The following is a 25,974-nucleotide window of genomic DNA, read 5'->3' as shown; positions in this document are numbered from 1 at the left end:
GCCCGGGCGCGAAACATCCTCCCCACGGCACGGGACGAGAGGCAACGGGATGCAACCCGTATGACATACGGACTGCCGCCGCGCACTACGATTTCCGCCCATGGGGGGACGGCGGCAATCCCGCACCCGGCGCACCAGGCGCACCACACGTCCCATGGCGCTGCTGAGCGCCGTGGCGACGCTCCTCGCCGCGCTCTTCGTCTGTCTGGGGACGGGCCCCGAACCCCGGGAGCACCACGGAGCCGCTGCCGCCGTCGCGACGACCGCGACGCCCGCGCAGGACGGGCCCGCGTACATCTGCCCGTACGACTCCCCGCACTGCGGCGTCTTCCCGCACCTGTCCCCCGCCGTGCTCACCGCGCCACCGCCGGCCACGCCGGTGGCCGCCGAACCGCAGTACTCCGCACCGCCGGCCGCCGCCGGTCCGGCGCGCGGGTCCGACGTGCTGCCGCGAACCCCTGGGCGCCATGTCCTTCAGGTGATGCGGACGTAGCCCGGCCGCCCGCACCCGGGACGTCCGCATCCACCACCCCCCTCCCAGCAGGCGAAGGACTCACACCATGGCTTCCAACAAGACCGCCGGCGCGTCGCGCAAGGCCCGAATAGAGGAGATGCGCCGCGCCGAGCAGGCCCGCGAGCGCAGAACCCGTTTCCTCGTGATCGGCATCAGCACGGCCGTCGTGGCCGGCCTGGTCGGATTCGGCTCGTACGTCTTCCTCCAGGAGTCGGAGAAGAAGGAACAGAAGGCGGCCCAGGCCAAGGCGCCCGTGAAGGAGGAGAAGTCCTGGGACGCCAAGAAGCTGGGTCGCAACCACGTCACCAAGGACGTCTCCTACCCGATGACGCCGCCGGTGGGCGGTGACCACTCGCAGGTCTGGATGAACTGCGAGGGGGACGTCTACAAGAAGGAACTCCCCAAGGTCAACGCGGTGCACTCGCTCGAGCACGGCGCGGTGTGGGTGACGTACAACGACAAGGCGTCCGACGCCGACATCAAGAAGCTCGCCGAGAAGGTCGGCAAGACCCCCTACTCCCTGATGAGCCCGGTCAAGGACCAGTCCGGTGCCCTCATGCTCAGCGCGTGGGGCAAGCAGGTGACCGTGGACAGCGCCACTGACCCCCGGGTCGACCAGTTCTTCACGAAGTACGTGCAGGGGCCGCAGACGCCCGAGCCCGGCGCGGCGTGCACGGGCGGAATGGCTCAGTGATGACGCGTACGTACTGGGCAGCCGTCACCGCCGTCGTGCTCGCGCTGCTCTTCGCCGCCGGGGCCGTCACGGTCGCCGCCGGGAACGGCAACGAGGGCGACGGCGGAGGACGTTCCGCGGCTTCCCGTACACCCGGCGAGGACTCCGCGGACGCGGGCTTCGCGCGGGACATGTCGGTGCACCACCAGCAGGCGGTGGAGATGTCGTTCATCGTGCGCGACCGCACGAAGGACGAAGAGGTACGCCGACTGGCGTACGACATCGCCAACACCCAGGCGAACCAGCGGGGCATGATGCTCGGCTGGCTCGACCTGTGGGGGCTGCCCAAGGTCTCCTCGGACGAGCCGATGGCCTGGATGGCCGAGGCCGGCTCCGGGCACGGGGAACACGGCGGGCTCGGTGCGCACGAGGCGCGGGACGGGTCGCTCATGCCCGGCATGGCGACCAGGACCGACCTGGCGAAGCTCCGGGAGGCGGACGGCAAGCAGGCGGAGATCCTCTACCTCCGGCTGATGACCGCCCACCACAAGGGCGGCGTCACGATGGCACAGGGCTGCGCCGACCGGTGCGACGTCGCCACGGAGCGGTCGCTGGCGCAGGGCATGGTGGACGCCCAGCAGTCGGAGATCGCTCTGATGGCCGACCTGCTCAAGGCGCGGGGCGCGGCCGTCCGTCCCTGACCGGGGCCGGCTGCCCGGCTTGCGTGACCGCCCGGACCACCGCGTCCGGGCGGTCCAGCATCACCAAGTGGCCTGAGGGCTCGGCGACTTCGTAGCGGGCACCGAGCACGCTCGCGAGGCGGCGCTGGCGTTCGAGCCAGCGCAGCGCGCCCCGCCCGCCTCGTCCGTCGTACGCCGCGAGGACCGTGACCGGGACGCCTTCGGGCAGCGGGTGGCGTGGGCGCAGGTCGAGGAGCCCGGCGGCGACCGCGCGGTAGTGGGTGTTCTCGCGGAGCGCCCCGCGCAGAACGCGCGAGGTGCGGTAGCAGCGGCGTACGAGCGGGGCGGGGGCCGGGTCACCGCCGCTGCCGCTCCGGCCCGCCGGGGCCGTGCGGCCCGCGCGCACCACCGTGCGGCGCGCGAGCGGCCCGAGCGCCGCCGGGAGCCCGGCGGCGGAGAGGGCCGTGCCCAGGGCCCGTGTCACGGCGGTGCGCAGGGCGGGGACGGCGGGCCTGCGCGCGTGCTCCTCGACGCTGGAGTCGACGAGTACGACCGAGGCCGTACGGGCCGGGTACAGGCGGGCGAAGGCCTCCGCGTGGAAGCCGGCCACGGAGTGCCCGACGACGGTGACGGGGCTGCGGGGCCGGCCGACCGGGCCCAGCGCGTCGAGGATCGCGGCGATGCGGTGCGCCTCGCCCGCGGCGGTCGGCGGCGTGGCGGCGGGGGCCGGGGCGCTCAGGCCGTGGCCGGGGCGGTCGAACCGTACGACCGTGCGCAAGGGGGCGAGCAGTTCCACGACGGGATCCCAGTCGAACCAGCTCATGCCGAGCCCGGCGCTCAGCACGCACACCGGGCCGCTGCCCTCGACGACCACATGGTGCGCCGCTCCGCCGATGCTGATGAAACTCCCGGTCGAGGTCACTCGTACAGCTTCTCGCGTGCCACCGACCAGGCGAGCACGACCAGCCAGAGCGCCGCGAGGAGAACCTGGAGCCGCTGCCCCGCTCCCAGGAACCAGGTGCCGTTGCCGGCCTCGAACGCGGCGATGGAGGTCAGGGTCCAGACGGTGGCCGCCAGTTCGGCCGTCACTATGGCCGGTCCGCTGCGGGCGAGGAGCGAGCGGCGGCCGTGGCGGCGGGCGGCGACGGTGAGCGCCACGACGCCGATGACGGCCGCGGTCGACGCGATGCTGCTGCTCCACGCGTGCGCCGCGTGGGTGGCCGGGACGAATCCGGCCGCCTCCCGGGCCGCGCACACCGCGTCCACGGTCGGTGCGCAGCTCAGCGGCAGCCGGGAGTCGGCCGCGGTGGCGGCGCCGAATACGGCGAGTGCCACCCAGCCGGTGACGTCCCACCGGCCGCGCGGGCGGTACCTGACGAAGGCCCAGACCGCGCCCGCGAGGATCAGCAGGCCCGCGAGGAGATCGGTGGTCCGGAAGAGGCCGCCGAACGGCTCCCCGGCGGCGGCCAGTTCGCTGACGTACGTGCGCAGGGGGTCGAGGCCGGTCCCGAGGACGGCTTCGAGCACCCAGGCGGTGTACACGACGGCGCCGAGGACGAGGAGGACGGCGACGGGCGGGGTACCGCGGAGAGACGCAATCGGCATAGTGACATGAACGCTACTGCGGAGCCACGGTCTGCGGCGCGGCGGTGGCCGGGATGCGCCGGGGTCGCCGGGGTCGCCGGGACCGGATGCGCCGGGATGCGGAGGCGTCGCCGGGGTGCGCCGCACCGTGCGGCCCGCCCCGGACAAGGGCGATGGAGCGCGGTGAGCCCCGCTGATAATCTCGTCGAACTCTCGTTCGCCACGCCTCAAGGACGTCGGATGACCCTGCCTGCCCCGCCCTCCGACCAGAACCCCTGGGGACCTCCCCCGCCCGGGTTCCAGGCGTTGCCCCCATCGCCGGAGCGGCACCGTAACGGCATGGGCGTCAGCGCTCTGGTGCTCGGTATGTGCGGCGTCGTCCTCGGCCTCACGGTGTTCCTGTTCTGGATGTCGTGGCTGCCCGCCCTGCTGGCGCTGGTCTTCGGCCTCGTCGGGCTCGGCCACGTACGCAAGGGCGTGGCGGCGAACAGGGGCATGGCGCTCGCCGGTGCGGTGCTCGGCGGCGTCGGCCTCCTGCTCGCCGTCGGCGGCGGGGTGTTCACCGTCTCGAAGGCCACGGAGTTCGTCGACGGCATCCGGGAGGAGGCCGAGTCGGCGAAGGCCGCGCAGGAGTCGGCGGAGGCGTCCGCAAAGGCGGAGGCGTCGGCGTCCGCGGCGGCGGAGGAGGCGCGGAACCTGACCTTCGGCGAGACGTACACGTACGAGAACGGCTTGAAGATCTCCGTCTCGAAGCCGCAGCCGTTCGTGCCGGACGCCTACGTCATCGGCCACGCGAAGGGCAACAAGGCGGTCCAGGTGACCGTTGTCGCCGTCAACGACGGCACGAAGGCGGTCGACTTCAAGACGGGCCTGCCGAACGTGAGCGACGCCGACGGGGCCGACGCGGAGCTGATCATCGACGGCAGCGGGCGCCAGAAGGTCCTCAGCGGCAACCTTCTCCCCGGAAAGCGATCCGTGGGGAAGTACGCCTACTCCCTGCCGGCCGACGCGGCGGACCGGATGCGGGTCGACTTCAGTCCCGACGTGATGGAGTACGACGACACCATCTGGACGGGCCCGCTCGAGTGACCCTGGGGCGGGCCGGGCCGGCGCGGTGAGGGGGCACGCGAGGACATGCCCCGAGGGGCGGGGCACACGCCTCCGTGCGGTCTGCCAGGACATCGCGTCAGACAGACGATTAGACTGGGGCGCGTGCCTCAACTACGCCTCGCTCTGAATCAGATCGACTCGACCGTCGGCGACCTCACCGGCAACGCCGAATCGATCGTCCACTGGACCCGGCACGCCGCCGAGCAGGGCGCCCACCTGGTGGCGTTCCCCGAGATGGCGCTGACCGGATACCCCGTCGAGGATCTCGCGCTGCGGTCGTCCTTCGTCGAGGCCTCGCGCGACGCCGTGCGCGCGCTCGCGGCGCGTCTGGCCGAGGAGGGCTTCGGGGAGATCCCCGTCGTCGTCGGCTACCTCGACCGCTGCGAGAAGGCCCAGCCGCGCTACGGCCAGCCCGCCGGATCCCCGCAGGACGCCGCCGCCGTGCTGCACCGCGGCAAGGTGGCGCTGTCCTTCGCCAAACACCACCTCCCGAATTACGGCGTTTTCGACGAGTTCCGGTACTTCGTTCCGGGTGACTCGATGCCCGTCATCCGCGTGCACGGCGTCGACGTCGCCCTCGCCATCTGTGAGGACCTCTGGCAGGACGGCGGCCGCGTGCCGGCCACCCGGTCCGCCGGCGCGGGTCTGCTGGTCTCCATCAACGCCTCGCCGTACGAGGTCCACAAGGACGACAGCCGACTCGAGCTGGTGCGCAAGCGTGCCCGGGAGGCGGGCTGCACGACGGCGTACGTCGCGATGATCGGCGGCCAGGACGAGCTGGTCTACGACGGTGACTCGATCGTCTGCGACAAGGACGGCGAAGTCGTCGCGCGCGCACCGCAGTTCTCGGAGGGCAGCATGCTGCTCGACCTGGACCTGCCGACGGCGGTCCCGGTCGAGGACGCCCCGGCCGGAATCGTCGACGACGGACTCCAGATCGAGCGCGTGGTCCTCTCCGAGGAGTCCCTGCCGGCGTACGAGCCCGAGCTGACGGGTGGTTACGCCGAGCGCCTGGAGGACGAGGAGGAGGTGTACTCGGCGCTGGTCGTGGGCCTGCGCGCGTACGCCGCCAAGAACGGCTTCAGCAAGGTCCTGGTCGGGCTCTCCGGGGGCATCGACTCGGCGCTCGTGGCCGCGATCGCGTGCGACGCGCTGGGTGCGCAGAACGTCTACGGCGTGTCCATGCCGTCGAAGTACTCCTCGGACCATTCCAAGGGCGACGCGGCCGAGCTGGCGCGGCGTACCGGGCTGAACTACCGGACCGTCGCGATCGAGCCGATGTTCGACGCGTACATGGACGCGCTCGGACTCACCGGACTGGCCGAGGAGAACCTCCAGTCACGGCTGCGCGGCACGACACTGATGGCCATCTCCAACCAGGAGGGCCAGATCGTGCTCGCGCCGGGCAACAAGTCCGAGCTGGCGGTGGGCTATTCGACGCTGTACGGCGACTCGGTCGGCGCGTACGGGCCGATCAAGGACGTCTACAAGACGTGGATCTTCGCGCTGGCGCGGTGGCGGAACAAGGCGGCCGAGGAGCGCGGCCAGACCCCGCCGATCCCGGAGAACTCCATCTCGAAGCCGCCGAGCGCGGAACTGCGGCCGGGGCAGGTGGACACCGACTCCCTGCCGGACTACGAGGTCCTGGACCGGATCCTGGAGATGTACGTCGACAAGGACCAGGGCCTGGAGGCGATCGTGGCCGCCGGGTTCGACCGGGCGCTGGTCGTGAGGACACTGCGGATGGTGGACACGGCGGAGTACAAGCGCCGGCAGTACCCGCCGGGCACGAAGATCTCCGCGAAGGGCTTCGGCAAGGACCGCCGCCTGCCGATCACCAACCGGTGGCGCGAGTCGGTGTGACGCTGCGGCTGGAGGGACGGGAGCCCCGCCCCTCCAGCCGGCGGTGTGCCTGACGGCGGGCTTCCCGGGGCCCGTCGCCCCCCGTCCACCCCGTCAGGCCACTGTGTCGCGAGCCGGTTCGCGGGGTGCCGCGTCGCCCGACGCGACCACGCGGGAGCGGGACGAAGCCGGGGCCCGGTCCAGGGCGCCCGCCACGACCGCGATGCCGAGGCCCGCCGCCGCCAGCACCGCGCCGACCAGCGTCGGGCTCATCCAGCCCCAGCCCGCCGTGATCGCCGTGCCGCCGAGCCACGCGCCGCCCGCGTTGGCGAGGTTGAACGCCGAGTGGTTGGAGGCCGACGCCAGCGTGGGCGCGTCCTTGGCCTTGTTCATCACCAGCATCTGGAGCGGAGTCGTGGTCATGAAGCCCACCGCGCCCAGCACCACCACGGTGACCAGCGCCGCCCACCGCACGTGCGCCGTGTAGTTGAAGGCCAGCAGGACAACCATCAGCGTGCCCAGCGAGCCGTAGAGCGTCGGGCGCAGGGCGCGGTCGGTCAGCGGGCCCGCCGCCAGGGCGCCCAGCGTCATGCCGATGCCGAACAGGGCCAGGACGAGCGTCACCGAGGACTCGCCGAAGCCCATGACCTCGGTCGTCATCGAGGCCAGGTAGGAGTAGACGGCGAAGACACCGGCGAAGCCGAAGACGGCGGTGAGCAGGCCGAGCAGGACCTGACGGTTGCCCAGGGTGCGCAGTTCACGGCGTACGCTCTGCCGCGCGTCCACCGGGACGTACGGGACCAGCCGGGCCAGCGCCGCCATCGCGACCAGCCCGATCGCGGCCACCACCAGGAACGTCGCGCGCCAGCCGAGGTGCTGGCCGAGGAGCGTGGCGGCGGGGACGCCGACGATGTTGGCGACCGTGAGGCCGAGGAACATCGTCGCGACGGCCCGCGCCTGCCGCCCGTCCGCGACCAGCCGCGCCGCGACCACCGCGCCGACGCCGAAGAACGCCCCGTGCGGCAGCCCTGCGAGCACGCGCCCCGCCACCAGCCAGCCGAACCCGGGGGCCAGGGCGGACGCGAGGTTGCCCACGGTGAAGAGGGCCATCAGGAGCAGCAGCATGCGCTTGCGCGGGATGCGGGAACCAAGCGCCGTGAGCAGCGGGGCGCCGATGACGACACCGATGGCGTACGCCGACACGAGGTAGCCGGCGGTGGGCACCGAGGTACCCAGGTCGTCCGCGACATTGGGCAGCAGGCCCATCATCACGAACTCGGTGGTGCCGATGCCGAAGGCGCTGACGGCGAGGGCGAGCAGGGCTACGGGCCGGGGCGGCCGGGGCATGGGAGACCTTTTCAGTGGGCGGGGCGGAGTACGCGAATACGTTCCCGTACTGAACAAAGTCTCTCAGGTGAATTGTTCCCCGGCGTGAACGCGGGGTTGCGGGCGGGCGTGCGCGGGTCAGATTTCGACCCGCGCCGCGATCGGGAGGTGGTCACTGCCCGTGTCCCCCAGCGCCCAGGACGACACCGGCTTGATCCCCTTGACCATGATCTGGTCGATCCGCGCCATCGGGAACGACGCGGGCCAGCTGAAGCCGAAGCCGTCGCCCGCCGCGCCCTGCGTGGACCGCATCTGCGAGGTGACAGCGTTCAGGGCGCGGTCGTTCATGGTGCCGTTCAGGTCGCCCAGGAGGATCACCTTGCCGACACGCTCCCGGGCGATGGCCTCGCCCAGCGCGTCCGCGCTGTCGTCACGCTGCCCGGCCGTGAAGCCGGCGTCGACCTTCACCCGGACCGAGGGGAGGTGGGCGACGTACACCGCCACGTCGCCCGCCGGGGTGGCCACCGTGGAGCGCATCGCGCGCGTCCAGCCCATCTTGATGTCGACGGGACCGGTGTCCGTCATGGGGTACTTGCTCCAGAGACCGACCGTGCCCTGCACCGCGTGGTACTTGTACGTACCGGACAGGGCGCGCTCGTAACCCGGCACCTCGCCGGCCTTGAGCTCCTCCAGCGCCACGACGTCGGCGCCGGAATCGGCCAGCTCGCGGGCCGTGCCCCCGGCGTCCGGATTGTCGGCGTTGACGTTGTGGGTGGCGACGGTGAGATTGCCGCCGGGGCCCGCCTTGTCGGTGAGCAGGCCGCCGAAGAGATTGAGCCAGACCACGGCCGGCAGCAGCAGCGCGACGAGCGCGGTCGCCGAGCGGCGCAGCAGGGCGCCCGCCAGCAGGAGCGGAACGCCCAGGCCCAGCCAGGGGAGGAAGGTTTCGGTAAGGCTGCCGAGGTTGCCGACCGTGTTGGGGATCTCCGCGTGGAAGACCATCAGCAGCGTGAGCAGCACCGCGCAGAGCGCGAGGACGATGCCGCGCCGCCAGATGCCACGATCGTGACGCAGGCTTTCGAGGCGGCGCCGGAGCCGGGACCCGGGTCGCTCAGGCCCTGAGCTGCCGTTCCCCGTGTCCGTCATGTACGCCTGCGCCATTCCGCTGCCCTCACTGACTGCCTTGCCGTGCACACCACCCCGCCCCGCGTCTGACCCTAGGGGATGGCCGGTGAATTTCCCTGCCGCCGTCACACGACGGCCGTACTGCCACGAGGACGACACCGCGGCGCGGGGGGTTCCGGTTCGGGCGCGTCGGAGGCGGCCTGTGACGAAACGCGCACAAACCAGCCAGTGCTCGCGAGACGGCCGCGAGTCCCCACTTCCCGTGAGCACCGCCGGGATGCCACCATGGACGTGGTCCGGGGACGCCGTCAGGGCGCCTCGAGATTTCGAAGGAGCCGTTGGTCATGACGCTTCAGGCTGCCCAGAAGACATCCGCCGACAGCAGCAAGGCGCTGTACGGCGGCAAGGGCACTCGCCGCATCACCGTCCACGACATCGCCGCCGCCAAGGAGCGCGGCGAGAAGTGGCCCATGCTCACCGCGTACGACGCGATGACCGCCTCGGTCTTCGACGAGGCCGGCATCCCGGTCATGCTCGTCGGCGACTCCATGGGCAATTGTCACCTCGGTTACGAGACCACCGTGCCCGTCACGATGGACGAGATGACGCTGCTCTCCGCCGCTGTCGTACGGGGCACCACGCGCGCTCTCATCGTCGGCGACCTGCCCTTCGGCTCGTACCAGGAAGGCCCGGTACAGGCCCTGCGCAACGCCACCCGGCTGATCAAGGACGCGGGCGTGGGCGCGGTGAAGCTGGAGGGCGGCGAGCGCTCGCACGCCCAGACCGAGCTGCTGGTGAAGGCCGGCATCCCGGTCATGTCGCACCTCGGCCTGACGCCGCAGTCCGTGAACACCATGGGCTACCGGGTCCAGGGGCGCAGCGACGAGGCCGCGCACCAGCTGCTCCGGGACGCGAAGGCGGCGCAGGACGCGGGTGCCTTCGCCATCGTGCTGGAACTCGTACCGGCCGAGCTGGCCGCCGAGGTGACGCGCTCGCTGCACATTCCGACCATCGGCATCGGCGCCGGGCCCGACACGGACGCGCAGGTCCTCGTGTGGACCGACATGGCGGGTCTGACGGGCGGCAAGGTGCCGCGCTTCACCAAGCAGTACGCGAACCTGCGGCAGACCCTCGGGGACGCGGCGAAGGCGTTCGCCGGCGATGTCGTCGGCGGAACGTTCCCGCAGGAGGAGCACACCTTCCACTAGACACACCGGAGCCACTGCCGCACCACAGACAGCCCGCCGACATCCCCCATCGGCGGGCTGTCGGTGTTTTGTGGGCGTCAGTCGGCGTGGGTGGGCGCTTGTCGGCGTTCTGTCGGCGCGTTGTCAGTGGTGGCTGTTCTCATAGTCGGCATGACGCGAATCGACAAGAGCCCCACAGGCGGCGCGGCCAACGCCGTCGAGGTAAGGGGACTGGTCAAGCACTACGGCGAGACCAAGGCACTGGACGGCGTGGACCTGGACGTACGGGAAGGCACCGTGCTCGGTGTCCTCGGGCCCAACGGCGCCGGCAAGACCACTCTCGTACGCTGCCTGTCCACCCTGGTCCAGCCGGACGCCGGCACGGCCTTCGTGGCCGGGTACGACGTGGTGAAGCAGCCCCGGCAGCTTCGCCGCACCATAGGCCTCACCGGGCAGTACGCCTCGGTCGACGAGAAGCTCGCCGGCTGGGAGAACCTCTACATGATCGGGCGCCTGCTCGATCTGTCCCGCAAGGACGCGCGCCGGCGCTCGGACGAGCTGCTGGAGCGGTTCTCGCTCACCGAGGCCGCGAAGAAGCCGGTGATGCAGTACTCCGGCGGCATGCGGCGGCGCCTCGACCTGGCGGCGTCCATGATCGGGCAGCCCGCCGTGCTCTACCTGGACGAGCCCACGACCGGGCTCGACCCCCGTACCCGCAACGAGGTGTGGGACGAGGTCAAGCGGATGGTGGGCGAGGGGGTCACCGTGCTGCTCACCACCCAGTACATGGAGGAGGCCGAGCAGCTCGCGAGCGAGCTGACGGTCATCGACCGCGGCCGCGTCATCGCGGGCGGCAAGGTCGACGAACTGAAGGCGAAGGTCGGCGGGCGCACGCTCGAGGTCCGTCCGTCCGACCCGGCGCTGCTGTCCTCGATGGCGCGGGCGCTGGGCGAGGCGGGGCTCGACGGCATCGCGGGCTCGCAGGTCGACGCCGGCGAGGGCCTGCTGTACGTACCGATCCTGAGCGACGAGCAACTGACCGCCGTGGTCGGCCTGCTGGGCGCGCGCGGCTTCGGCATCGCGCACATCGGGACCCATCTGCCCAGCCTGGACGAGGTGTTCCTGGCCATCACGGGCGAGAAGACGAGCGACGCGGCGGCCGAGGCCGTCGAGTCCGCCGCGGAAAACAAGCACGAGGAGGTCGCGGCATGAGCGCGGCGACAGTGACCCCACCGGCGCCCGCGCCCGTGAAGACGACGACGAAGGCGCGCGCCGGCGAGGGCAGGATCGGCCTGCGCGCCAATCTGCGCCACATCGGCGCGCTGGCCCGCCGCAACGCGTTCCAGATCAAGCAGGACCCGCAGTCGATGTTCGACGTCCTGCTGATGCCGATCGTCTTCACCCTGCTCTTCGTCTTCGTCTTCGGCGGCGCGGTCGCCGGTAACGGCAAACAGGACGAGTACGTCAGCTATCTGGTGCCCGGTCTGATGGCGATGATGGGCCTGAACGTCTCCATGGCGGTCGGCACCGGCATCAACGAGGACTTCCAGAAGGGGGTCATGGACCGGTTCCGTACGATGCCGATCGCCCGGTCCTCCGTCCTCGTGGCGAAGATCGTCGTCGAGGTCGGCCGGATGCTGGTCGCCTTCGCGATCCTGCTGGCCGTGGGCTTCGTGCTGGGCATGTCGGTCGGTACGTCGCCCCTGCACGTACTGGGGGCCGTCGGGCTCTCGCTCCTCTTCGGCGCGTCGCTGATGTGGGTGTTCATCCTGATCGGGCTCTCCGTCAAGACGGCCCAGGCCGTGCAGGGCATGGCGATGCTCGTGCTGATGCCGCTGCAGTTCGGGTCCTCGATCTTCACCCCGCCGTCGACGATGCCGGGCTGGCTCCAGACCTTCACCGACTACAACCCGCTGTCGAGCCTCGCGGACGCGGCGCGCGGGCTGTTCATCGGCGGGCCCATCGCCCGCGATGTGTGGATGGTGCTGGCCTGGGCGGCCGCCATCACGCTCGTGACGGCGCCGCTCGCGATCTCGAAGTTCCGCAAGAAGACCTGACGCGTCAGGGCCCTCCAGGGGCGCCGACGAGGGCGGCGGCCTGATCCAGCGTGAGGGCGCCGCCCTCGTCGTACGCCGCCTCGAACGCGGCGTCGCCGAGCGCGGCGCGCGCCGCCGTCTCGGCGGCCTCCACGGCCTCGCGCTCCTGGGTGGTGGCGAAGTGGCCGGGCGGCAGAAGGGCCTTGTACCCGCCGAGCAGCCGGGCGGCGTCGCCGGCCCGGTCGGGACCGCCCAGTCCGGCCAGGGCGTGGGCCGCCGTCATCAGGTGGACCGCCGGCATCTGCGGGGCGACCAGGCGGGACAGCGGTTCGCGTGAGCGTTCCAGTGCCTGGCGGGCCTGGCCGAGCGCCTCGTCGTACTTCCCGTCCAGATTGTCCATCCAGGCGAGGAGGCCGATGACGAAGCCTTCGAAGATGGCGAGGTTGGACCGGTTGAAGGACCGCCGCATCAGGTCCAGCTCGCGTCGCCCCTCGCCGGTACGGCCCGTGCGGCCGAGCCACATCGCCAGATACATGCGGGCGGCGGGCTCCGACTCGTGTCCCTGGTGTGCGACCTGGGCCAGGATCTCGCGCAGCATCGGCTCGGCCACCTCGCCGTCGCCCGTCTCCAGTAGTGCCCCCGCGAGCCGGGCCCGCAGCAAGGAGACCTGGGTCTGGGCGCCGAGCAGGGCCGCGTGGCCGATCGCGGCGCGGTAGTCGTCGGCGGCCGGGGTGAACTCGCCTTTGCGCTCACGGGCCTCGGCCCGCGCGGCGAGCGCCTCGGCCGCGCCCCAGACATCGCCGAGCCGGGTGAAGATCTCCAGGCTCTCGTCGGCGTCGGCGCTCGCGTCGCCCGCCCAGTCGCTCCGGTTGGCGAGGAGGTTGGCCCGCAGCTGGAGGGCGGAGGCGAGCTCCCAGGTGTAGCCGTACTCCCGGCAGGCGGCGACTGTCCGGTTGGCGACCTCGTACAGCTGCCCCGGTGTGCCGGTCAGCATGATCGCGTAGAACCAGAGTGTTCCCGGGGTACGGCAGGTCTGCGGCAGGCCGGGCCGGTAGACGTCGACGACGCGGCGCAGCCATGCCGTCGCCTCGTCGGTGGTCCACTGGTCGAGCTCGTGGCTCATGCTCGCCAGGTGGATGAGCCAGGCTCCCCGTCTGGCCTCCAGCAGTTGATCGGGCGCCATGGGCGGCGGTGTGTCCGTACACCGCTCGTGCAGGGCGGGCGCGGGGGCGGCCGGCGGGGCGAAGGGGTCGGGGCCCAGTTCGGCGGCGGCCCGGGACCAGTGGCGGGCGTCGGCGCGCAGGCCGCGGATCGTCCAGTACCAGGCGAGCGAGTGGACGAGGCACAGCGCCTCGTGCTCGTCGCGGGCGGCGACTGCGCGGCGCAGTGCGGTGCGCAGGTTCTCGTACTCGACCTCGAGGCGGCTGAACCAGGCGAGCTGTTCGCGGCCGCGCAGCAGAGGTTCGGCGTGGCGGCCGAACTCGCGGAAGTGGACGAGGTGCCGGCGCTCGGCGGTGGGGCGGTCACCTGCCTCGTCGAGGCGTTCGGCGGCGTACTCACCGACGGTTTCGAGGAGGCGGTAGCGCATGGTGCCGTCGCCCGAAGGGGCCGCGACCACCAGCGACTTGTCGACCAGTGAACCGAGCAGATCGAGCGCTTCGGGGCCGATCACCGCTTCGGCGGCGGCCAGGTCGCAGCCGCCCGCGAAGACGGACAGGGCACGCAGGGCCGCCCTCTCCTGCTCGTCCAGCAGGTCCCACGACCAGTCGACGACCGCCCGCAGCGTCTGCTGCCTCGGCAGTACGGTGCGGCTGCCGCCGGTCAGCAGCCGGAACCGGTCGTCGAGACGGTCCGCGATCTGGCGCGGGGTGAGCATCCGGAGCCGGGCGGCGGCCAGTTCGATGGCCAGGGGCATTCCGTCGAGGCGGCGGCAGATCTCGGCGGTGGCGGCCGGGTCGTCGTCGACACGGAAACCGGGGCTCGCGGCCGCGCCGCGCTCGGCGAGGAGGCGCAGGGCCATGGGGTCGGGCAGCGGTTCCACGGGACGCACGAACTCGCCCGGGACGCCGAGCGGTTCACGGCTGGTGGCGAGCACGGTCACGCCGGGGCAGCGGGCCAGAAGTTCCTCGGCGAGGCGGGCGGCGGCGTCGATGACGTGCTCGCAGTTGTCGAGCAGGACCAGCATCCGGCGGCGGGCGCAGTGCTCGACGAGGCGCAGGAGCGGATCGTCCCCGTGCCGGTCCGCGGCGCGCAGCTCCTCGGCGCCGGCGCCGCGCAGGACGGTCTGGCGGGCGCCCAGCGCGACGAGTACGGCTTCGGGCACGGTCTCGGGGTCGTCGACGGGGGCGAGCTCGGCGAGCCAGATGCCGTCCCGCCAGGCACCGTTGGCGACCTCGGCCGCCTCTTGCGACAGCCGCGTCTTCCCGGCGCCGCCGGGCCCGAGCAGGGTGACGAGACGAGCCCGCCCCAGGTCGGCGGTGATGGCCGCGATGTCCCCCTCGCGCCCCACGAAGGAGGTCAGCCGGGCCCGCAAGTTTCCGTGCGGCAGCGGCGTTCCGGGAGCGGACAGCGAGCCGGGCGCGGGTGGGGTGCCGTTCGAGGCACGGCCGTGCGCGGTGGCCTGCGGGGAGTGCGGTGCGGCGGGCGGGGTGGTGTTCTCGGCGTGCGGGGAGTGCGGTGCGGCGGGCGGGGCGGCGTCCAAGGCGTGTGCGGCGCGGGCCGCGGATTCCTCCGCGTCACGCGGGACGCCGGGCGCGTCGGCAGGCACGCCCGGCTGGGTGGCGGGCGAGGCGTCGGGCGTGGTGGGCTCGTGGGCTTGTGGCGCCTGGGGGTCAGCGGCGGCGGTGTGCTCGTCGGAGCCGGGGGTGGCGTCGTTGTCCCGCCCCGTCGCGCCGCTCCGCGAGCCCCCAGCCGGGTCGTGCCGGCCTCCGGCCGCCGCCTGCGCGTGCCCGTCGAGCCGGGCCGGTGCGCCGCGCGAGCCCTCCAGGGTGGCGGAGCCCGCCGCAGAGGCGCCCGCACCGGCTCGGTGCATCGCCGGCCCCACGGGGAGGCCGGGGCCGTCCGTTCCCGGAGCCTTCGGTGCCTGCGCCCGCGCCGCCGCGGGCTTCTCAGGTTCCTGTGGGGTGAGGAGTTCCGCGTGGAGGGTGCGGAGTTCCGGGGACGGGTCGGTGCCCAGGCGGGATGCCAGGTCGCGGCGGAGTTCGTCGTACGCCGCCAGAGCCTGCGCGGTACGGCCCGTGTCGCGCAGCGCGCGCAGGCGAAGGGACTGGAGCGGTTCGTCGATCGGGTGGTCGTCGCAGAGCGCGGCGAGTTCCGGCAGGGCGTCCTCCGCCCGCCCCAGGGCGAGCAGGGCGGCCAGGCGCGCGCGGCGGGCGGCCAGGCGCCGGGCCTCCCACCGGGCCGCTTCCGCCGTACGGTCCGGGAGGCCTGCCAGGGCCGGGCCGTGCCACAGGCTCAGCGCCTCGTCGAGCAGCTCCGCCGCGCTGCCCGGATCGCCGTCGCCCAGCGCTCGCGCGCCCTCCCCCGCCAGCCGTTCGAAGCGGTACAGGTCCACATCGTCGGGGTCGGCGCACAGCCGGTAGCCGCCGTCGGCGGAGGCGACCGCGGCGTGGCCCAGGGCGCGGCGCAGGCGGCCGACCAGGGCCTGGAGCGCGCCGGTCGCGTCGGCGGGCGGTTCGCCGTTCCAGACCTCGTCGGTGAGGGCGCCGGCCGTGACGGTACGCCCGGGCCGCAGCGCCAGTACCGTCAGCAGGGCACGCAGCCGCGCTCCGCCGACGGCGACGGGCGTGCCGTCGTCGCGGAGTGCTTGCGTGGGGCCGAGGATGCGATAGCGCACGGATCTATTGTCCCCGGCGCCCGGGCGCCGGCCCGCCGTGCGGCGTCTCCAGCTCGACCAGGACCCCCGTGTCGTCGAGCGGTAGCCGCGCCCCGCGCGGTCCGGCCGCGCATTGTCGCTGAACCACTTGGGGCACGTTTCCACCGGCCGCAGCCACCGCTCCCCCGGCACCGGCTCGTACGAACGCGACCCGGCGCGTGTCTCGGCGTACCCCTGGGTGACGATCCGGATGGAGCGGACCATGCCGACGGTCTCGGGGACGTCGTCCGGTCCCGGGCCGTGCGTCTCGACGGCGAGGAGTCCGACGACCGGGTCGGGAAGACGGATCGGCTGCTCGGCGTACGGCTCGCCACCGCAGAGCGCGGTGACGCCGGGGCCGCTCACCAGCCCGCCCCCGCCCGCCACCGCCACCAGCTCGCTGTAGCTGTCCGCCCATATTCCGGGCGAGGTGAGGTCCTCCGGCCCGCGCAGCGACAGCTGCCACCGCACTTCGTCACCCACCGAGAACGGCTCACCGCAGCATTCCATCTGCCAGTCGTCGTACAGGATTCGCCAGAGCGCCATGCATGCAGCTTCGCCGGAACCACCGTCACCGCGCGAGACGTTTTAGCGGCGCGAGACGTTTTCGTAGTCGTGCTGGGTAGGTAGTCCTGCTGTCCGGCCCGCGCCCATCCCTGGAGATCCGCCCATGACCACCGCCCTCACCCGCCGCGACCGGCGGATCAGTGCCGTCTTCCTCGGGATCGTCGCCGTCATGGCGGTCTCCGGCTGGGCGGTGTGGACGGAGGCCTCGGCGAGTACGGGCTTCGCCGTCTTCCTCTTCGTCACGTCCGCGTGGATCGTCTCGCTGTGTCTGCACGAGTACGCGCACGCCCGCACCGCACTCCACAGCGGCGACATTTCCGTGGGCGCGAAGGGGTACTTGACTCTCAATCCACTCAAATACACCCATCCGCTGCTCAGCATCGTGCTGCCGGTGCTGTTCGTGATCATGGGCGGCATCGGCCTGCCCGGCGGCGCGGTCTTCATCGAGCGGGGCCGCATCCAGGGCCGCTGGAGGCACAGCCTCATCTCGGCGGCGGGCCCGCTGACGAACCTGCTGTTCGCGATCGTGTGCACGGCGCCGTTCTGGCTGGACGCCATGACGGGCGTCCCCGACGTGTTCCGTTACGCGCTGGGTTTCCTCGCCCTGCTCCAGATCACGGCCGCGATCCTGAACTTCCTGCCGATGCCGGGACTGGACGGCTACGGCGTGATCGAGCCGTGGCTCTCGCACAAGATCCGCCGCCAGGTCGAGCCGCTCGCCCCGTTCGGATTGCTGCTGATCTTCGGCATCCTGTGGATCCCCGAGGTCAACGAACTGTTCTTCGACGCGGTCGACGCGGTGCTCCGGGCACTGGGAGTGACCGACTGGGAGACCGGCCGCGCCTTCTACACGTTCTGGGACGGCGAGCCGGAGCCCTTGCGCACGTAGTACCAGGCCATGTTGGAGGCCACTCCGGCCAGCAGGATCCAGACGACACCGAGCCAGCTGCCCTGGACGAAGGACACCACCGCCGCGGCCACGGCGAGGACGCAGACGACGAGGGCGTACAGAGCGAGGCGGGGCATGGGGGGCGGCTCCTGTCGGGGTGCGGAAAGCTTCCGGTCCAGTGTCCCCCATGCCCCGATCGTGCTTGTACGTCGGCCTTCGGACACGGGTCCGTGCGTCCGTGCTGGTACGCCGTCGCCTGTACGCCGTCCTCGGGCGTCGGTCCGTGTCCGTGCGTCTCCGCTCAGACGTCGGTCACGCGCAGGCCCGCGTGCGCCTTGTAGCGCCGGTTCACCGAGATCAGGTTGGCGACCAGGGACTCCACCTGGTGGGCATTGCGCAGCCGGCCCGCGAAGACGCCGCGCATGCCGGGGATGCGGGCCGCGAGAGCCTGCACGATGTCCGTGTCGGCGCGGGCCTCGCCCAGCACCATCACATCGGTGTCGATCTCCTCGATCGCCTCGTCCTGGAGGAGGACGGCCGACAGGTGGTGGAAGGCGGCGGTCACCCGCGAGTCCGGCAGCAGCGCGGCGGCCTGTTCGGCGGCACTGCCCTCCTCCGGCTTCAGGGCGTAAGCGCCCTGCTTGTCGAAGCCGAGCGGGTTGACGCAGTCGACGACGAGCTTGCCGCTCAGCTCCTCGCGCAGCGCTTCGAGCGTCTTGGCGTGGCCGTCCCACGGCACGGCGACGATCACGATGTCGCTGCGCCGGGCGCACTCCGCGTTGTCCGCGCCCTCCACGCCGAGGCCCAGCTCGGCGGCGGCGTTCCCGGCTCGCTCGGCCGCACGCGAGCCGATGATCACCTTCTGGCCGGCCCTGGCCAGTCGGTACGCGAGCCCGCGTCCCTGGTCGCCGGTCCCGCCCAGTACCCCCACGACCAGGCCGGACACGTCCGGGAGGTCCCAGGGGTCCTTGGCTGCGGGCTTCTTCGCGCTGTCCGCGCTGTCAGTCGAAGTCATACGCCGACCCTACTTGCAGGTAGCACGCTCGTCCGGGTGAGGCGGTGGCATTCGCCCGCGGCTTGCACCGGGGTAGGGCAGGATGCCGCCGCATGGATGCCGTGCGTGTCGCCCTGCTGCGTGAAGTCCTCGACGGGACCGAGTGGTTGCCGGCCGCACGGCGGTTCGCCGGGGCGCTGCGGTCCTCCGTCGTGCCGCAGCGCGGCGGGCTGCTGCTCGTGGGGACCGAGGTGTACGAGCCGTGGCACCTGGCAGCGCACCTCGTCGACGAGGCGGCGTGGTCCGGGCTCGCGGAACTGAACCCCACGCTCGTACGCCACCGGGTGGGGCCCGGGGAGCCGGCGCACCTGTCGGTGGGGCTGGGCAGGATCGAGGCGGCGGGGCGGGGCGAGACGCTGCTCGTCGTGGCGCCGGAGCGGCCGGGGGCGGGGCTGCTGGAGCGGGTGCACGACGCGCGGCGGGCCGGGGCGACCGTGCTGTCGCTGGACGGTGGGGACCGGGAGATCCGGGGGCTGGCGCACGAGGCGTTGTCCGTGCCGGCGGGCGGGGACGTGGATCTGGACACCGTGCAGCACCTGGTGAGTGCGGCGGCGGGGGAGAACAGCCTGCCCGCGCCGCGGGGGCCCCGGCGGTTCCGGGACCGCCTCTCCCGCCTGGCCGACCAGCTGACGGCGCCGCCGCCGGGGCGGTGGTAGGGGGTTTGGTGCGGGGCATGTGCGGGTGCCTGTGCCGGATCCGGTACGGGAGCGGGCTTCGGGCCGGTGCTGGCTCGGGGCCGCTGCGCGGGCTTTCCCCGACCCACCCCTTCCCGAACCAGGGCTCCGCCCCGGACCCGCTCTTCGGACGCCGGAGGGGCTGGACATGCCGACCCGGCCGGATGCCCGGGCGGGGCCGCGTTCGGCCCGTAAATCGGTTGTCCGGGGAACCGGCGTCGCGGACCATGGCCGGTCGTGACTTCCAAGCTCGCGGCGATACTGCCGGACCTCGCCCCGTGGCGCTCCTCGCGCGACTTCCGCCTGCTGTTCGTCCAGGGCCTCGTCACGTACTTCGGCAGCTTCATGGCCATGATCGCGCTGCCCCTGCAGATCAAGGACCTCACCGACTCCCCGCTCGCCGTCGGCGCGATGGGCGCCGTCGAGCTGGTGCCGCTGATCGTGTTCGGGCTGTACGGCGGCGCGCTGGCCGACTCGGCAGACCGGCGCAAGGTCATCCTGCTGACCGAGGCCGGGCTCGGCGTACTGGCCGGGCTGCTGCTCGTCAACGCGCTGCTGCCGGAGCCGCTGCTCTGGCCGCTGTACGTCGTCGCCGCCTGCGTCTCCGCCCTCGCCGGGCTCCAGCGCCCCGCACTGGACTCCCTCATGGCGCGCATCGTGCCGCACGACCAGCTCACCGCCGCGGCCGCGCTCAACTCGCTGCGCTGGCAGACCGGTGCGATCGCCGGCCCCGCGGTCGCGGGCGCGGTCGTCGCCTACGCCGGGCATGCCACGGCGTACGGCGTCACCGTCGTCGGGTTCGCGGCGTCCGTCGCGCTGTGTACGCGCCTCAAGGCGGCCCCGGCCTCCCACGACGCCCCGAAGCCCTCCCTGCGTGGCATAGCGGAAGGCGCGCGGTACGCGTGGAGCCGGCCCGTACTGCTCGGGACGTACGCCGTCGACATGGCCGCGATGTTCTTCGCGTTCCCCAACGCGGTCTTCCCGTTCCTCGCTGACGACCTCGACTCCGAGTGGGCACTCGGGCTGATGTACGCCGCCGGATCCGTCGGGTCGGTTGTCGTCAGCCTGACGAGCGGCTGGGCCTCGCGCATCAGGCGGCACGGGCAGCTGGTCGTGTACGGCGCGGCCGGCTGGGGCCTCGCGATCGCCGCCGCCGGGTGGTTCAGCAACGTATGGGCCGTGCTGGTGTGTCTGGCGTTCGCGGGCGCGGGCGACATGCTCAGCGGGCTCGGGCGCTCGACCATCTGGAACCAGACCATCCCGGAGGAGCTGCGCGGCCGGCTCGCGGGCATCGAGGTGTTGTCGTACAGCGTCGGTCCGCAGCTCGGGCAGGTACGGGCCGGCGCCCTCGCCGGCTGGTCGGGGACCAGGCCGGCGATCTGGAGCGGCGGCCTGGCCTGCGTCGTCTCTGTGGGCCTGCTCGCCGCGGCGCTTCCCAGGCTGATGACGTACGACGCGGGTACGGACGCGGACGCACAGCGCCGCCGGGCCCAGCAGGACGCGACGGCGGCTGAAGCGGTGGGTTAGGCGACGGGCCCGCTCAGGCGTCGTCCCCGTCCGGCTGCGCTCCGTGCTTGTCGTGCCACTTCGGGTCCGTCTCCCACTCAAGGTTGCGCTCGGCCGCGGTCTCCATCGCGCGCTGCGCCTCCCCGCGCGTGGCGTACGGGCCGAAGCGGTCCTTCGCCGGGCACTCCGGGCCCTCCTCGACCTTCTTGTGTTCCAGGCAGTAGAACCATTCGCCCGGCTTTCCGGCTGTGCGCTTCTTGAACAGGGCCATCGTCGGCTCCTTCCTCTGCCGCCATGCTGCCCGATGGCGGCTGGATACACTCGCTTGCATGTCTGGCCAGTCGCTGCTCGTACCAGGGGAGCTCTCTCCCACCCGTTCCGTTCCCGGCAATGTCCGGCGTCCCGAGTACGTCGGGAAGCCGGCACCGACGCCGTACACCGGCCCGGAGATCCAGGATTCCGACACCATCGAGCGGATGCGCATCGCGGGCCGCATCGCCGCACAGGCGATGGAGGAGGCCGCGAAGCACATCTCGCCCGGTGTGACCACGGACGAGCTGGACCGGGTCGCGCACGACTTCATGATCGACCATGGTGCGTACCCTTCTACCCTCGGTTACCGGGGCTATCCGAAGTCGCTGTGCAGCTCCGTCAACGAGGTCATCTGTCACGGCATCCCGGACTCCACGGTGCTGCGCGACGGCGACATCGTGAACCTCGACGTCACGGCGTACATCAACGGTGTCCACGGCGACAACAACGCGACGTACCTGTGCGGTGACGTCGACGAGGAGTCGCGGCTGCTCGTCGAGCGCACCCGCGAGTCGCTGGCCCGCGCCATCAAGGCGGTCAGGCCGGGGCGCCAGATCAACGTCATCGGGCGGGTCATCGAGTCGTACGCCAAGCGTTTCGGCTACGGCGTGGTGCGGGACTTCACGGGGCACGGCATCAACTCGTCGTTCCACTCCGGGCTGATCATCCCGCATTACGACAGCCCGCACGCCACGACGGTGATGCAGCCCGGCATGACGTTCACCATCGAGCCGATGCTCACGCTCGGTACGCACGAGTACGACATGTGGGAAGACGGCTGGACGGTCGTGACAAAGGACCGCAAGCGGACGGCGCAGTTCGAGCACACGCTGGTGGTGACGGAGACCGGGGCGGAAATTCTCACGCTGCCGTGAACCCGTGGAGGGCGTAGCGTTTTTACCGACAGGCCGTCGGGAACACATTGACTTAGGCATACCTAAGCAGGAAGATCGGCGGTGGTGGCTGCGCGTGCCGCCACCGCAGGCCCTTCCTTTCCCGTTCCCTCGGTCCCCGGAGGTCCGCCTTGGACGCAACCGCCACAGCCGCAGCCAGTGCCGCCGACACCGCGACCCCCTTCTCGACGCTGATCCGCGTCGCCTCGCACGAGCAGCACACCGAGGCGGAGACCTCCACCTTCATGAGCGACCTGCTCGGCGGAAAGCTCTCCGTGGACGCGTACGCGCGCTACACGGAACAGCTGTGGTTCGTGTACCGGGCGCTGGAGGAGGCCGCGGAGTCGCTGGCGGACGACCCGGTCGCCGGGCCGTTCATCCAGCCCGAGCTGATGCGCACCGCCGAGCTGGAACGCGACCTGGCGCACCTGCGCGGGGCGCACTGGCGCGAGAGTGTCGAGCCACTGCCCGCGACCGCGGCGTACGCCGCACGCGTCGCCGAGTGCGCGCGCAGCTGGCCGGCCGGGTACGTGGCGCACCACTACACCCGCTACCTCGGCGACCTTTCGGGCGGCCAGATCATCCGTGACAAGGCGGAGCGGACCTGGGGTTTCGAGCGCAAGGGTGACGGGGTGCGCTTCTACGTCTTCGAGAACATCTCCAACCCGGCCGCCTTCAAGCGGGGTTACCGCGAGCTGCTGGACCGGGTGAACGCGGACGACTTGGAGAAGCAGCGCATCATCGACGAATGCAAGCGCGCCTTCGATTTCAACGGGGCGGTGTTCCGCGAGCTGGGTGGAGAGTTCCCGCTCAGCGCGTGAGCCCTGGTGGTCACGGCGCGTGCGGGGCGAAGCGGACACGGCCGCCGATCTCGATCGTGGCATCCGGGCCCGGCGCCGTCAGGATCTGGGAGCCCCGGCCCTGAGTGATGTTCAGGGCGCGGCCCAGTGCGGCGGTGAGCAGGAGCGCCGCGGCGCCGGTCGCCTCGTCTTCCGAGATGCCGTCGTCGCGACGCGGGAAGGCGCGGGCGCGGACCCGGCCCGCGGCCTCGTCCTCCCAGGCCCAGGCGTACAACCAGCCGTCGCCCGGCGGGGGCGCGGGCAGCGCGTCGACCTCGGCGGCCGACGCGTACTGCTGGAGGCGGCGCGGCGGCGCCCATTCGGCGCGCGCCGTGATCCACGTGAACTCGCCGTCCTGGCGCGCCCACACCTCCCCCGCGGGCGGGTTGAGGACTTCCAGGTCGAGCAGCCAGGCGGCGCCGACCAGTGGGTGTCCGGCGAAGGGCAGGCGCAGGCCGGGCGTGTAGATGTCCACGACGCCGCGCTCGGGGTCGTCGACGAACACGGTCTCGCTGAATCCGAGTTCGGCGGCGAGCGCCTGCCGGGAGGCCTCGTCGGGGTGCGCGCGTCCGTCGCGTACGACACCGAGGGCGTTGCCGTGGCGTCCGTCGGGGCCGCAGAAGACGCGGAGTACGTCGAGTTCGTTCACCCCGGCATTGAAGCACCAGCCCCTTCCTGCTCACCTCCTCCGCGGGACTTGACCCGCGCTTGACCCTGCCGTGGGGGCGTCGTGAAGCAGTCGTGATCCCGCTGTATCCGGAGTGGCCCCGTGAGAGCTGAATCACTGCACGGGCGGGTACCGGCAAAGTAAGGCTCGGTTAAGTTAGGTCCGCCTCACCCCACCCCTGTTCCCGCCTCACCTCGATCCGCGTGGAGTCCGAATGCGACCCGTCCGTCTGTCCGTCGTCACCGCCGCCGCGACCGTGGCGGCCCTGACCGCCGTCACGGGCTGCGCCGAGAAGAGCGACGCCAAGGGCGGCGAGGGAGCGATCACGGTCGTCGCCAAGGACGACTCCTGCGACGTGTCGAAGAAGAAGTTCCCCGCCGGGCACGTCGAACTCGCCGTCGAGAACAAGGGCTCGAAGGTCACCGAGGTCTACATCCTCTTCCCGGACGACCGCATCGTCACCGAGCGCGAGAACATCGGCCCCGGCACCAAGGCGAACATCACCGCCGAGGTCAAGGCCGGTTCGTACGAGATCGCCTGCAAGCCCGGCATGAAGGGCGACGGCATCCGCCAGAAGGTCGAGGCGACGGGCGGTGGCAAGGCCGTCCGGCGCAGCCCCGAGAAGGACGCAGCCGTCGCCGCGTTCCGCACGTACGTACAGGCGCAGGCGGACGAGACGCTGCCCAAGGCCAAGGTCTTCACGGACGCCGTGAAGAAGGGTGACATCGAGGCGGCGAAGAAGGCGTACGCCGACTCGCGCATCGGCTGGGAGCGCACGGAGCCGGTCGCCGAGTCGTTCGGCGACATCGACCCGAAGGTCGACCTGCGCGAGGACGGTCTGGAGAAGGGCCAGAAGTGGACCGGCTGGCACCGCCTGGAGAAGGCGCTGTGGCAGGACAAGAAGCTCGGAGCCGAGGAGAAGGCCCTCGCCGGCACGCTCCTGAAGGACCTCACGGACTGGCAGAAGCGGGTCGGCAAGGCGGACATCACTCCGACCTCGATGGCGAACGGCGCCAAGGAGCTCCTCGACGAGGTCGCCACCGGCAAGGTCACGGGTGAGGAGGAGCGCTACTCCCACACCGACCTCGTCGACTTCAAGGCGAACGTCGAGGGCGCTGAGAAGTCGTACGCCCTGCTCAAGCCGATCGCGTCGAAGAACGACCCGAAGCTCACCGCCGAGCTGGACAAGCAGTTCAAGGCGCTGAACGACCTGCTCGACCAGTACCGCGAGGACAAGAGGTCGTACGCGTTCACGTCGTACGACAAGGTCGGCAAGGCCGAGCGCAATGAGCTGCACGACGGCGTCAACGCGCTCGCCGAGCCGCTGTCGAAGCTCGCCGCCGCCGTTGTGAAGTAGGAGGGCACCCGCGCATGTCCGACGAGACCAGGTCCGAGTCCGAGTCCCCTGTGGCGTCCCGCCGTTCCGTGCTCGGCTGGGGCGGTGCCGGGCTCGCGCTCGGCGCCGTCGCGGCGGGCGGTACGGTCGCCGCGCTCGGCGCGGGGGACGGTGAGGGGAGCGGGAGCACCACCGCGGCCTCCGCGGGGGCCGCCGTGCCGTTCCACGGTGTGCACCAGGCGGGGATCTCGACCGACGTCCAGGACCGGCTGCACTTCGCCGCGTTCGACGTGACGACCGAGGACCGCGAGGAACTCGTCGCGCTCCTGAAGGACTGGACGGCGGCCGCCGCCCTCATGACGGCGGGACAGCCGGTCGGCGAGGGCGCGTACGGCGGTCTCCCCGAGGCTCCGCCCGACGACACCGGCGAGGCGCTCGGCCTCAAGCCGTCCCGGCTGACGCTCACCGTCGGTTTCGGGCCCTCGCTCTTCGAGAAGGGCCGCTTCGGGCTCGAAGGACGGCGGCCCGAGGCCCTCGTGGACCTCCCGGAGTTCCCCGGCGACAATCTCGACAAGGCCCGCAGCGGCGGCGACCTGTGCGTCCAGGCCTGCGCGGACGACCCGCAGGTGGCCGTGCACGCCATCCGCAACCTCGCCCGCATCGGCTTCGGCAAGGCCGCGGTCCGCTGGTCCCAGCTCGGCTTCGGCAAGACGTCGTCGACGACGCCCGACGCCCAGACCCCGCGCAACCTCTTCGGGTTCAAGGACGGCACCCGCAACATCGCGGGCACCGACACCGAGAGCCTCGGCAAGCATGTGTGGGTACGGGAGAAGGACGGGCCGGCCTGGATGACGGGCGGCTCGTACCTCGTCGCACGCCGCATCGCGATGCGCATCGAGACCTGGGACCGCACCTCCCTGACCGAGCAGGAGGACATCTTCGGCCGCGACAAGGGCGAGGGTGCGGCGGTCGGCAAGGCGCGCGAGCGCGACGAGCCGAACCTCAAGGCCATGCTGCCCACTTCGCACGTGCGCCTCGCCCATCCCGACTCCAACAGCGGGGCGCGCATGCTGCGTCGCGGTTACTCCTTCACCGACGGTACGGACGGGCTGGGCCGCCTCGACGCGGGGCTGTTCTTCCTGGCCTACCAGCGGGACGTGCGCGAGGCGTTCATTCCCGTACAGCGCAGTCTGGCGCGCGGTGACGCGCTCAACGAGTACATCCAGCACGTGGGTTCGGCGCTCTTCGCCGTCCCGCCGGGCGTCCGCGACAAGGACGACTGGTGGGGCAAGGGGCTGTTCTCCTAG

Annotated in this window: 23 protein-coding genes and 2 pseudogenes; 15 read left to right on the top strand and 10 right to left on the bottom strand. The window is 71.9% G+C overall.

Going from position 1 to position 25,974, the window contains the following annotated elements:
- Positions 1-154 precede the first annotated feature (154 nt).
- The 3 genes from ACWIHY_RS22915 (at position 155) to ACWIHY_RS22905 (ending at position 1,888) form a co-directional block, all read left to right on the top strand.
- The gene (locus ACWIHY_RS22915) at positions 155-493 is read left to right on the top strand and encodes a hypothetical protein (RefSeq protein ID WP_454377520.1); all 339 of its coding nucleotides are present in this window, start codon (positions 155-157) and stop codon (positions 491-493) included.
- Positions 494-560: 67 nt separating this feature from the next.
- Positions 561-1,208: a DUF3105 domain-containing protein gene (locus tag ACWIHY_RS22910; RefSeq protein WP_454377519.1), complete on the top strand. Its 648-nt coding sequence runs from the start codon at positions 561-563 to the stop codon at positions 1,206-1,208.
- Complete coding sequence (locus tag ACWIHY_RS22905) at positions 1,208-1,888, top strand: DUF305 domain-containing protein (RefSeq protein WP_454377518.1); 681 nt, start codon at positions 1,208-1,210, stop codon at positions 1,886-1,888. The genes ACWIHY_RS22910 and ACWIHY_RS22905 overlap by 1 nt, the downstream gene beginning before the upstream one ends.
- On the opposite strand, the gene ACWIHY_RS22900 is transcribed toward ACWIHY_RS22905, so the two are convergent.
- Together ACWIHY_RS22900 and ACWIHY_RS22895 are read right to left on the bottom strand one after the other, a co-directional pair.
- Positions 1,857-2,789: an alpha/beta fold hydrolase gene (locus ACWIHY_RS22900; protein ID WP_454377517.1), complete on the bottom strand. Its 933-nt coding sequence runs from the start codon at positions 2,787-2,789 to the stop codon at positions 1,857-1,859. The two genes, ACWIHY_RS22905 and ACWIHY_RS22900, sit on opposite strands and share 32 nt — an antisense overlap.
- A complete protein-coding gene (locus ACWIHY_RS22895; protein WP_454377516.1) occupies positions 2,786-3,472 on the bottom strand; it encodes a DUF998 domain-containing protein in 687 nt (228 codons plus the stop codon). Before ACWIHY_RS22895 ends, ACWIHY_RS22900 begins: the two co-directional genes overlap by 4 nt.
- A 318-nt stretch (positions 3,473-3,790) precedes the next feature.
- On the opposite strand from ACWIHY_RS22895, the gene ACWIHY_RS22890 reads away from it, so the two are divergent.
- Positions 3,791-4,540, top strand: coding sequence for a DUF4190 domain-containing protein (locus ACWIHY_RS22890; protein ID WP_454377515.1), 750 nt, complete (start codon positions 3,791-3,793; stop codon positions 4,538-4,540).
- A gap of 123 nt (positions 4,541-4,663) precedes the next feature.
- Positions 4,664-6,424, top strand: a complete 1,761-nt coding sequence (locus tag ACWIHY_RS22885) for an NAD+ synthase (protein WP_454377514.1) — start codon at positions 4,664-4,666, stop codon at positions 6,422-6,424.
- Positions 6,425-6,517: 93 nt separating this feature from the next.
- Here the strand turns inward: ACWIHY_RS22885 and ACWIHY_RS22880 are convergent, their stop codons facing one another.
- Together ACWIHY_RS22880 and ACWIHY_RS22875 are read right to left on the bottom strand one after the other, a co-directional pair.
- Positions 6,518-7,750: an MFS transporter gene (locus tag ACWIHY_RS22880; protein WP_454377513.1), complete on the bottom strand. Its 1,233-nt coding sequence runs from the start codon at positions 7,748-7,750 to the stop codon at positions 6,518-6,520.
- A gap of 117 nt (positions 7,751-7,867) precedes the next feature.
- The gene (locus ACWIHY_RS22875) at positions 7,868-8,890 is read right to left on the bottom strand and encodes an endonuclease/exonuclease/phosphatase family protein (protein ID WP_454377564.1); all 1,023 of its coding nucleotides are present in this window, start codon (positions 8,888-8,890) and stop codon (positions 7,868-7,870) included.
- 308 nt (positions 8,891-9,198) lie between these two features.
- Here ACWIHY_RS22875 and panB point away from each other — a divergent pair, with 308 nt between their 5' ends.
- The 3 genes from panB (at position 9,199) to ACWIHY_RS22860 (ending at position 12,098) form a co-directional block, all read left to right on the top strand.
- A complete protein-coding gene (panB, locus tag ACWIHY_RS22870) occupies positions 9,199-10,062 on the top strand; it encodes a 3-methyl-2-oxobutanoate hydroxymethyltransferase (RefSeq protein WP_454377512.1) in 864 nt (287 codons plus the stop codon).
- A 150-nt stretch (positions 10,063-10,212) separates the two neighbouring features.
- Positions 10,213-11,253: an ATP-binding cassette domain-containing protein gene (locus tag ACWIHY_RS22865; protein ID WP_454377511.1), complete on the top strand. Its 1,041-nt coding sequence runs from the start codon at positions 10,213-10,215 to the stop codon at positions 11,251-11,253.
- The gene (locus ACWIHY_RS22860) at positions 11,250-12,098 is read left to right on the top strand and encodes an ABC transporter permease (RefSeq protein ID WP_454377510.1); all 849 of its coding nucleotides are present in this window, start codon (positions 11,250-11,252) and stop codon (positions 12,096-12,098) included. Before ACWIHY_RS22865 ends, ACWIHY_RS22860 begins: the two co-directional genes overlap by 4 nt.
- Before the next feature lie 4 nt (positions 12,099-12,102).
- On the opposite strand, the gene ACWIHY_RS22855 is transcribed toward ACWIHY_RS22860, so the two are convergent.
- On the bottom strand, positions 12,103-15,912 hold the full coding sequence (locus tag ACWIHY_RS22855; RefSeq protein ID WP_454377563.1) for an AfsR/SARP family transcriptional regulator: 3,810 nt from the start codon (positions 15,910-15,912) through the stop codon (positions 12,103-12,105).
- A gap of 105 nt (positions 15,913-16,017) precedes the next feature.
- Positions 16,018-16,476, bottom strand: a pseudogene (locus ACWIHY_RS22850) (DUF6578 domain-containing protein); the annotation flags it as partial.
- Between the two features lie 124 nt (positions 16,477-16,600).
- Here ACWIHY_RS22850 and ACWIHY_RS22845 point away from each other — a divergent pair.
- Entirely contained in the window at positions 16,601-17,386 is a 786-nt protein-coding gene (locus tag ACWIHY_RS22845; protein WP_454377509.1) for a site-2 protease family protein, read from the top strand.
- Here ACWIHY_RS22845 and ACWIHY_RS22840 read toward each other — a convergent pair.
- Positions 17,344-17,575: pseudogene (locus tag ACWIHY_RS22840) on the bottom strand (hypothetical protein). The gene ACWIHY_RS22845 and the pseudogene ACWIHY_RS22840 sit on opposite strands and share 43 nt — an antisense overlap.
- Positions 17,576-17,687: 112 nt before the next feature.
- Positions 17,688-18,401, bottom strand: coding sequence for an NADPH-dependent F420 reductase (gene npdG, locus ACWIHY_RS22835; protein WP_454377508.1), 714 nt, complete (start codon positions 18,399-18,401; stop codon positions 17,688-17,690).
- Between the two features lie 92 nt (positions 18,402-18,493).
- Here npdG and ACWIHY_RS22830 point away from each other — a divergent pair, with 92 nt between their 5' ends.
- Entirely contained in the window at positions 18,494-19,096 is a 603-nt protein-coding gene (locus ACWIHY_RS22830) for a hypothetical protein (protein WP_454377507.1), read from the top strand.
- Between the two features lie 255 nt (positions 19,097-19,351).
- On the top strand, positions 19,352-20,641 hold the full coding sequence (locus ACWIHY_RS22825; RefSeq protein ID WP_454377506.1) for an MFS transporter: 1,290 nt from the start codon (positions 19,352-19,354) through the stop codon (positions 20,639-20,641).
- 13 nt (positions 20,642-20,654) lie between these two features.
- Here ACWIHY_RS22825 and ACWIHY_RS22820 read toward each other — a convergent pair whose 3' ends face one another.
- Complete coding sequence (locus tag ACWIHY_RS22820) at positions 20,655-20,891, bottom strand: hypothetical protein (protein WP_454377505.1); 237 nt, start codon at positions 20,889-20,891, stop codon at positions 20,655-20,657.
- A gap of 58 nt (positions 20,892-20,949) precedes the next feature.
- Here ACWIHY_RS22820 and map point away from each other — a divergent pair, with 58 nt between their 5' ends.
- Together map and ACWIHY_RS22810 are read left to right on the top strand one after the other, a co-directional pair.
- Positions 20,950-21,807 carry a type I methionyl aminopeptidase gene (map, locus tag ACWIHY_RS22815; RefSeq protein ID WP_454377504.1) on the top strand — a complete coding sequence of 286 codons (858 nt, stop codon included), beginning with the start codon at positions 20,950-20,952 and terminating at the stop codon, positions 21,805-21,807.
- Between the two features lie 149 nt (positions 21,808-21,956).
- A complete protein-coding gene (locus tag ACWIHY_RS22810; protein WP_454377503.1) occupies positions 21,957-22,646 on the top strand; it encodes a biliverdin-producing heme oxygenase in 690 nt (229 codons plus the stop codon).
- 10 nt (positions 22,647-22,656) lie between these two features.
- Here the strand turns inward: ACWIHY_RS22810 and ACWIHY_RS22805 are convergent, their stop codons facing one another.
- Positions 22,657-23,313 (bottom strand): PhzF family phenazine biosynthesis protein, encoded by a 657-nt coding sequence (locus ACWIHY_RS22805; RefSeq protein ID WP_454377502.1) that lies wholly within the window; start codon positions 23,311-23,313, stop codon positions 22,657-22,659.
- Between the two features lie 232 nt (positions 23,314-23,545).
- Between ACWIHY_RS22805 and efeO the strand changes: the two genes are divergently transcribed.
- Together efeO and efeB are read left to right on the top strand one after the other, a co-directional pair.
- Positions 23,546-24,688: an iron uptake system protein EfeO gene (gene efeO, locus ACWIHY_RS22800; protein WP_454377501.1), complete on the top strand. Its 1,143-nt coding sequence runs from the start codon at positions 23,546-23,548 to the stop codon at positions 24,686-24,688.
- 14 nt (positions 24,689-24,702) lie between these two features.
- Positions 24,703-25,974, top strand: coding sequence for an iron uptake transporter deferrochelatase/peroxidase subunit (gene efeB, locus ACWIHY_RS22795; protein WP_454377500.1), 1,272 nt, complete (start codon positions 24,703-24,705; stop codon positions 25,972-25,974).

This window comes from Streptomyces sp. NPDC055287 (genome assembly GCF_053646035.1).
Note: the sequence above shows the minus strand (reverse complement) of the source record. Positions and strands in the feature narration are given on the sequence as shown.

Coding starts and splice junctions, on each gene's coding strand:
- ACWIHY_RS22915 (WP_454377520.1), top strand. CDS start 155: ATGGCGCTGCTGAGCGCCGTGGCGACGCTCCTCGCCGCGCTCTTCGTC.
- ACWIHY_RS22910 (WP_454377519.1), top strand. CDS start 561: ATGGCTTCCAACAAGACCGCCGGCGCGTCGCGCAAGGCCCGAATAGAG.
- ACWIHY_RS22905 (WP_454377518.1), top strand. CDS start 1,208: ATGACGCGTACGTACTGGGCAGCCGTCACCGCCGTCGTGCTCGCGCTG.
- ACWIHY_RS22895 (WP_454377516.1), bottom strand. CDS start 3,472: ATGCCGATTGCGTCTCTCCGCGGTACCCCGCCCGTCGCCGTCCTCCTC.
- ACWIHY_RS22890 (WP_454377515.1), top strand. CDS start 3,791: ATGGGCGTCAGCGCTCTGGTGCTCGGTATGTGCGGCGTCGTCCTCGGC.
- ACWIHY_RS22880 (WP_454377513.1), bottom strand. CDS start 7,750: ATGCCCCGGCCGCCCCGGCCCGTAGCCCTGCTCGCCCTCGCCGTCAGC.
- ACWIHY_RS22875 (WP_454377564.1), bottom strand. CDS start 8,890: ATGGCGCAGGCGTACATGACGGACACGGGGAACGGCAGCTCAGGGCCT.
- panB (WP_454377512.1), top strand. CDS start 9,199: ATGACGCTTCAGGCTGCCCAGAAGACATCCGCCGACAGCAGCAAGGCG.
- ACWIHY_RS22865 (WP_454377511.1), top strand. CDS start 10,213: ATGACGCGAATCGACAAGAGCCCCACAGGCGGCGCGGCCAACGCCGTC.
- ACWIHY_RS22860 (WP_454377510.1), top strand. CDS start 11,250: ATGAGCGCGGCGACAGTGACCCCACCGGCGCCCGCGCCCGTGAAGACG.
- ACWIHY_RS22845 (WP_454377509.1), top strand. CDS start 16,601: ATGACCACCGCCCTCACCCGCCGCGACCGGCGGATCAGTGCCGTCTTC.
- npdG (WP_454377508.1), bottom strand. CDS start 18,401: ATGACTTCGACTGACAGCGCGGACAGCGCGAAGAAGCCCGCAGCCAAG.
- ACWIHY_RS22830 (WP_454377507.1), top strand. CDS start 18,494: ATGGATGCCGTGCGTGTCGCCCTGCTGCGTGAAGTCCTCGACGGGACC.
- ACWIHY_RS22820 (WP_454377505.1), bottom strand. CDS start 20,891: ATGGCCCTGTTCAAGAAGCGCACAGCCGGAAAGCCGGGCGAATGGTTC.
- map (WP_454377504.1), top strand. CDS start 20,950: ATGTCTGGCCAGTCGCTGCTCGTACCAGGGGAGCTCTCTCCCACCCGT.
- efeO (WP_454377501.1), top strand. CDS start 23,546: ATGCGACCCGTCCGTCTGTCCGTCGTCACCGCCGCCGCGACCGTGGCG.
- efeB (WP_454377500.1), top strand. CDS start 24,703: ATGTCCGACGAGACCAGGTCCGAGTCCGAGTCCCCTGTGGCGTCCCGC.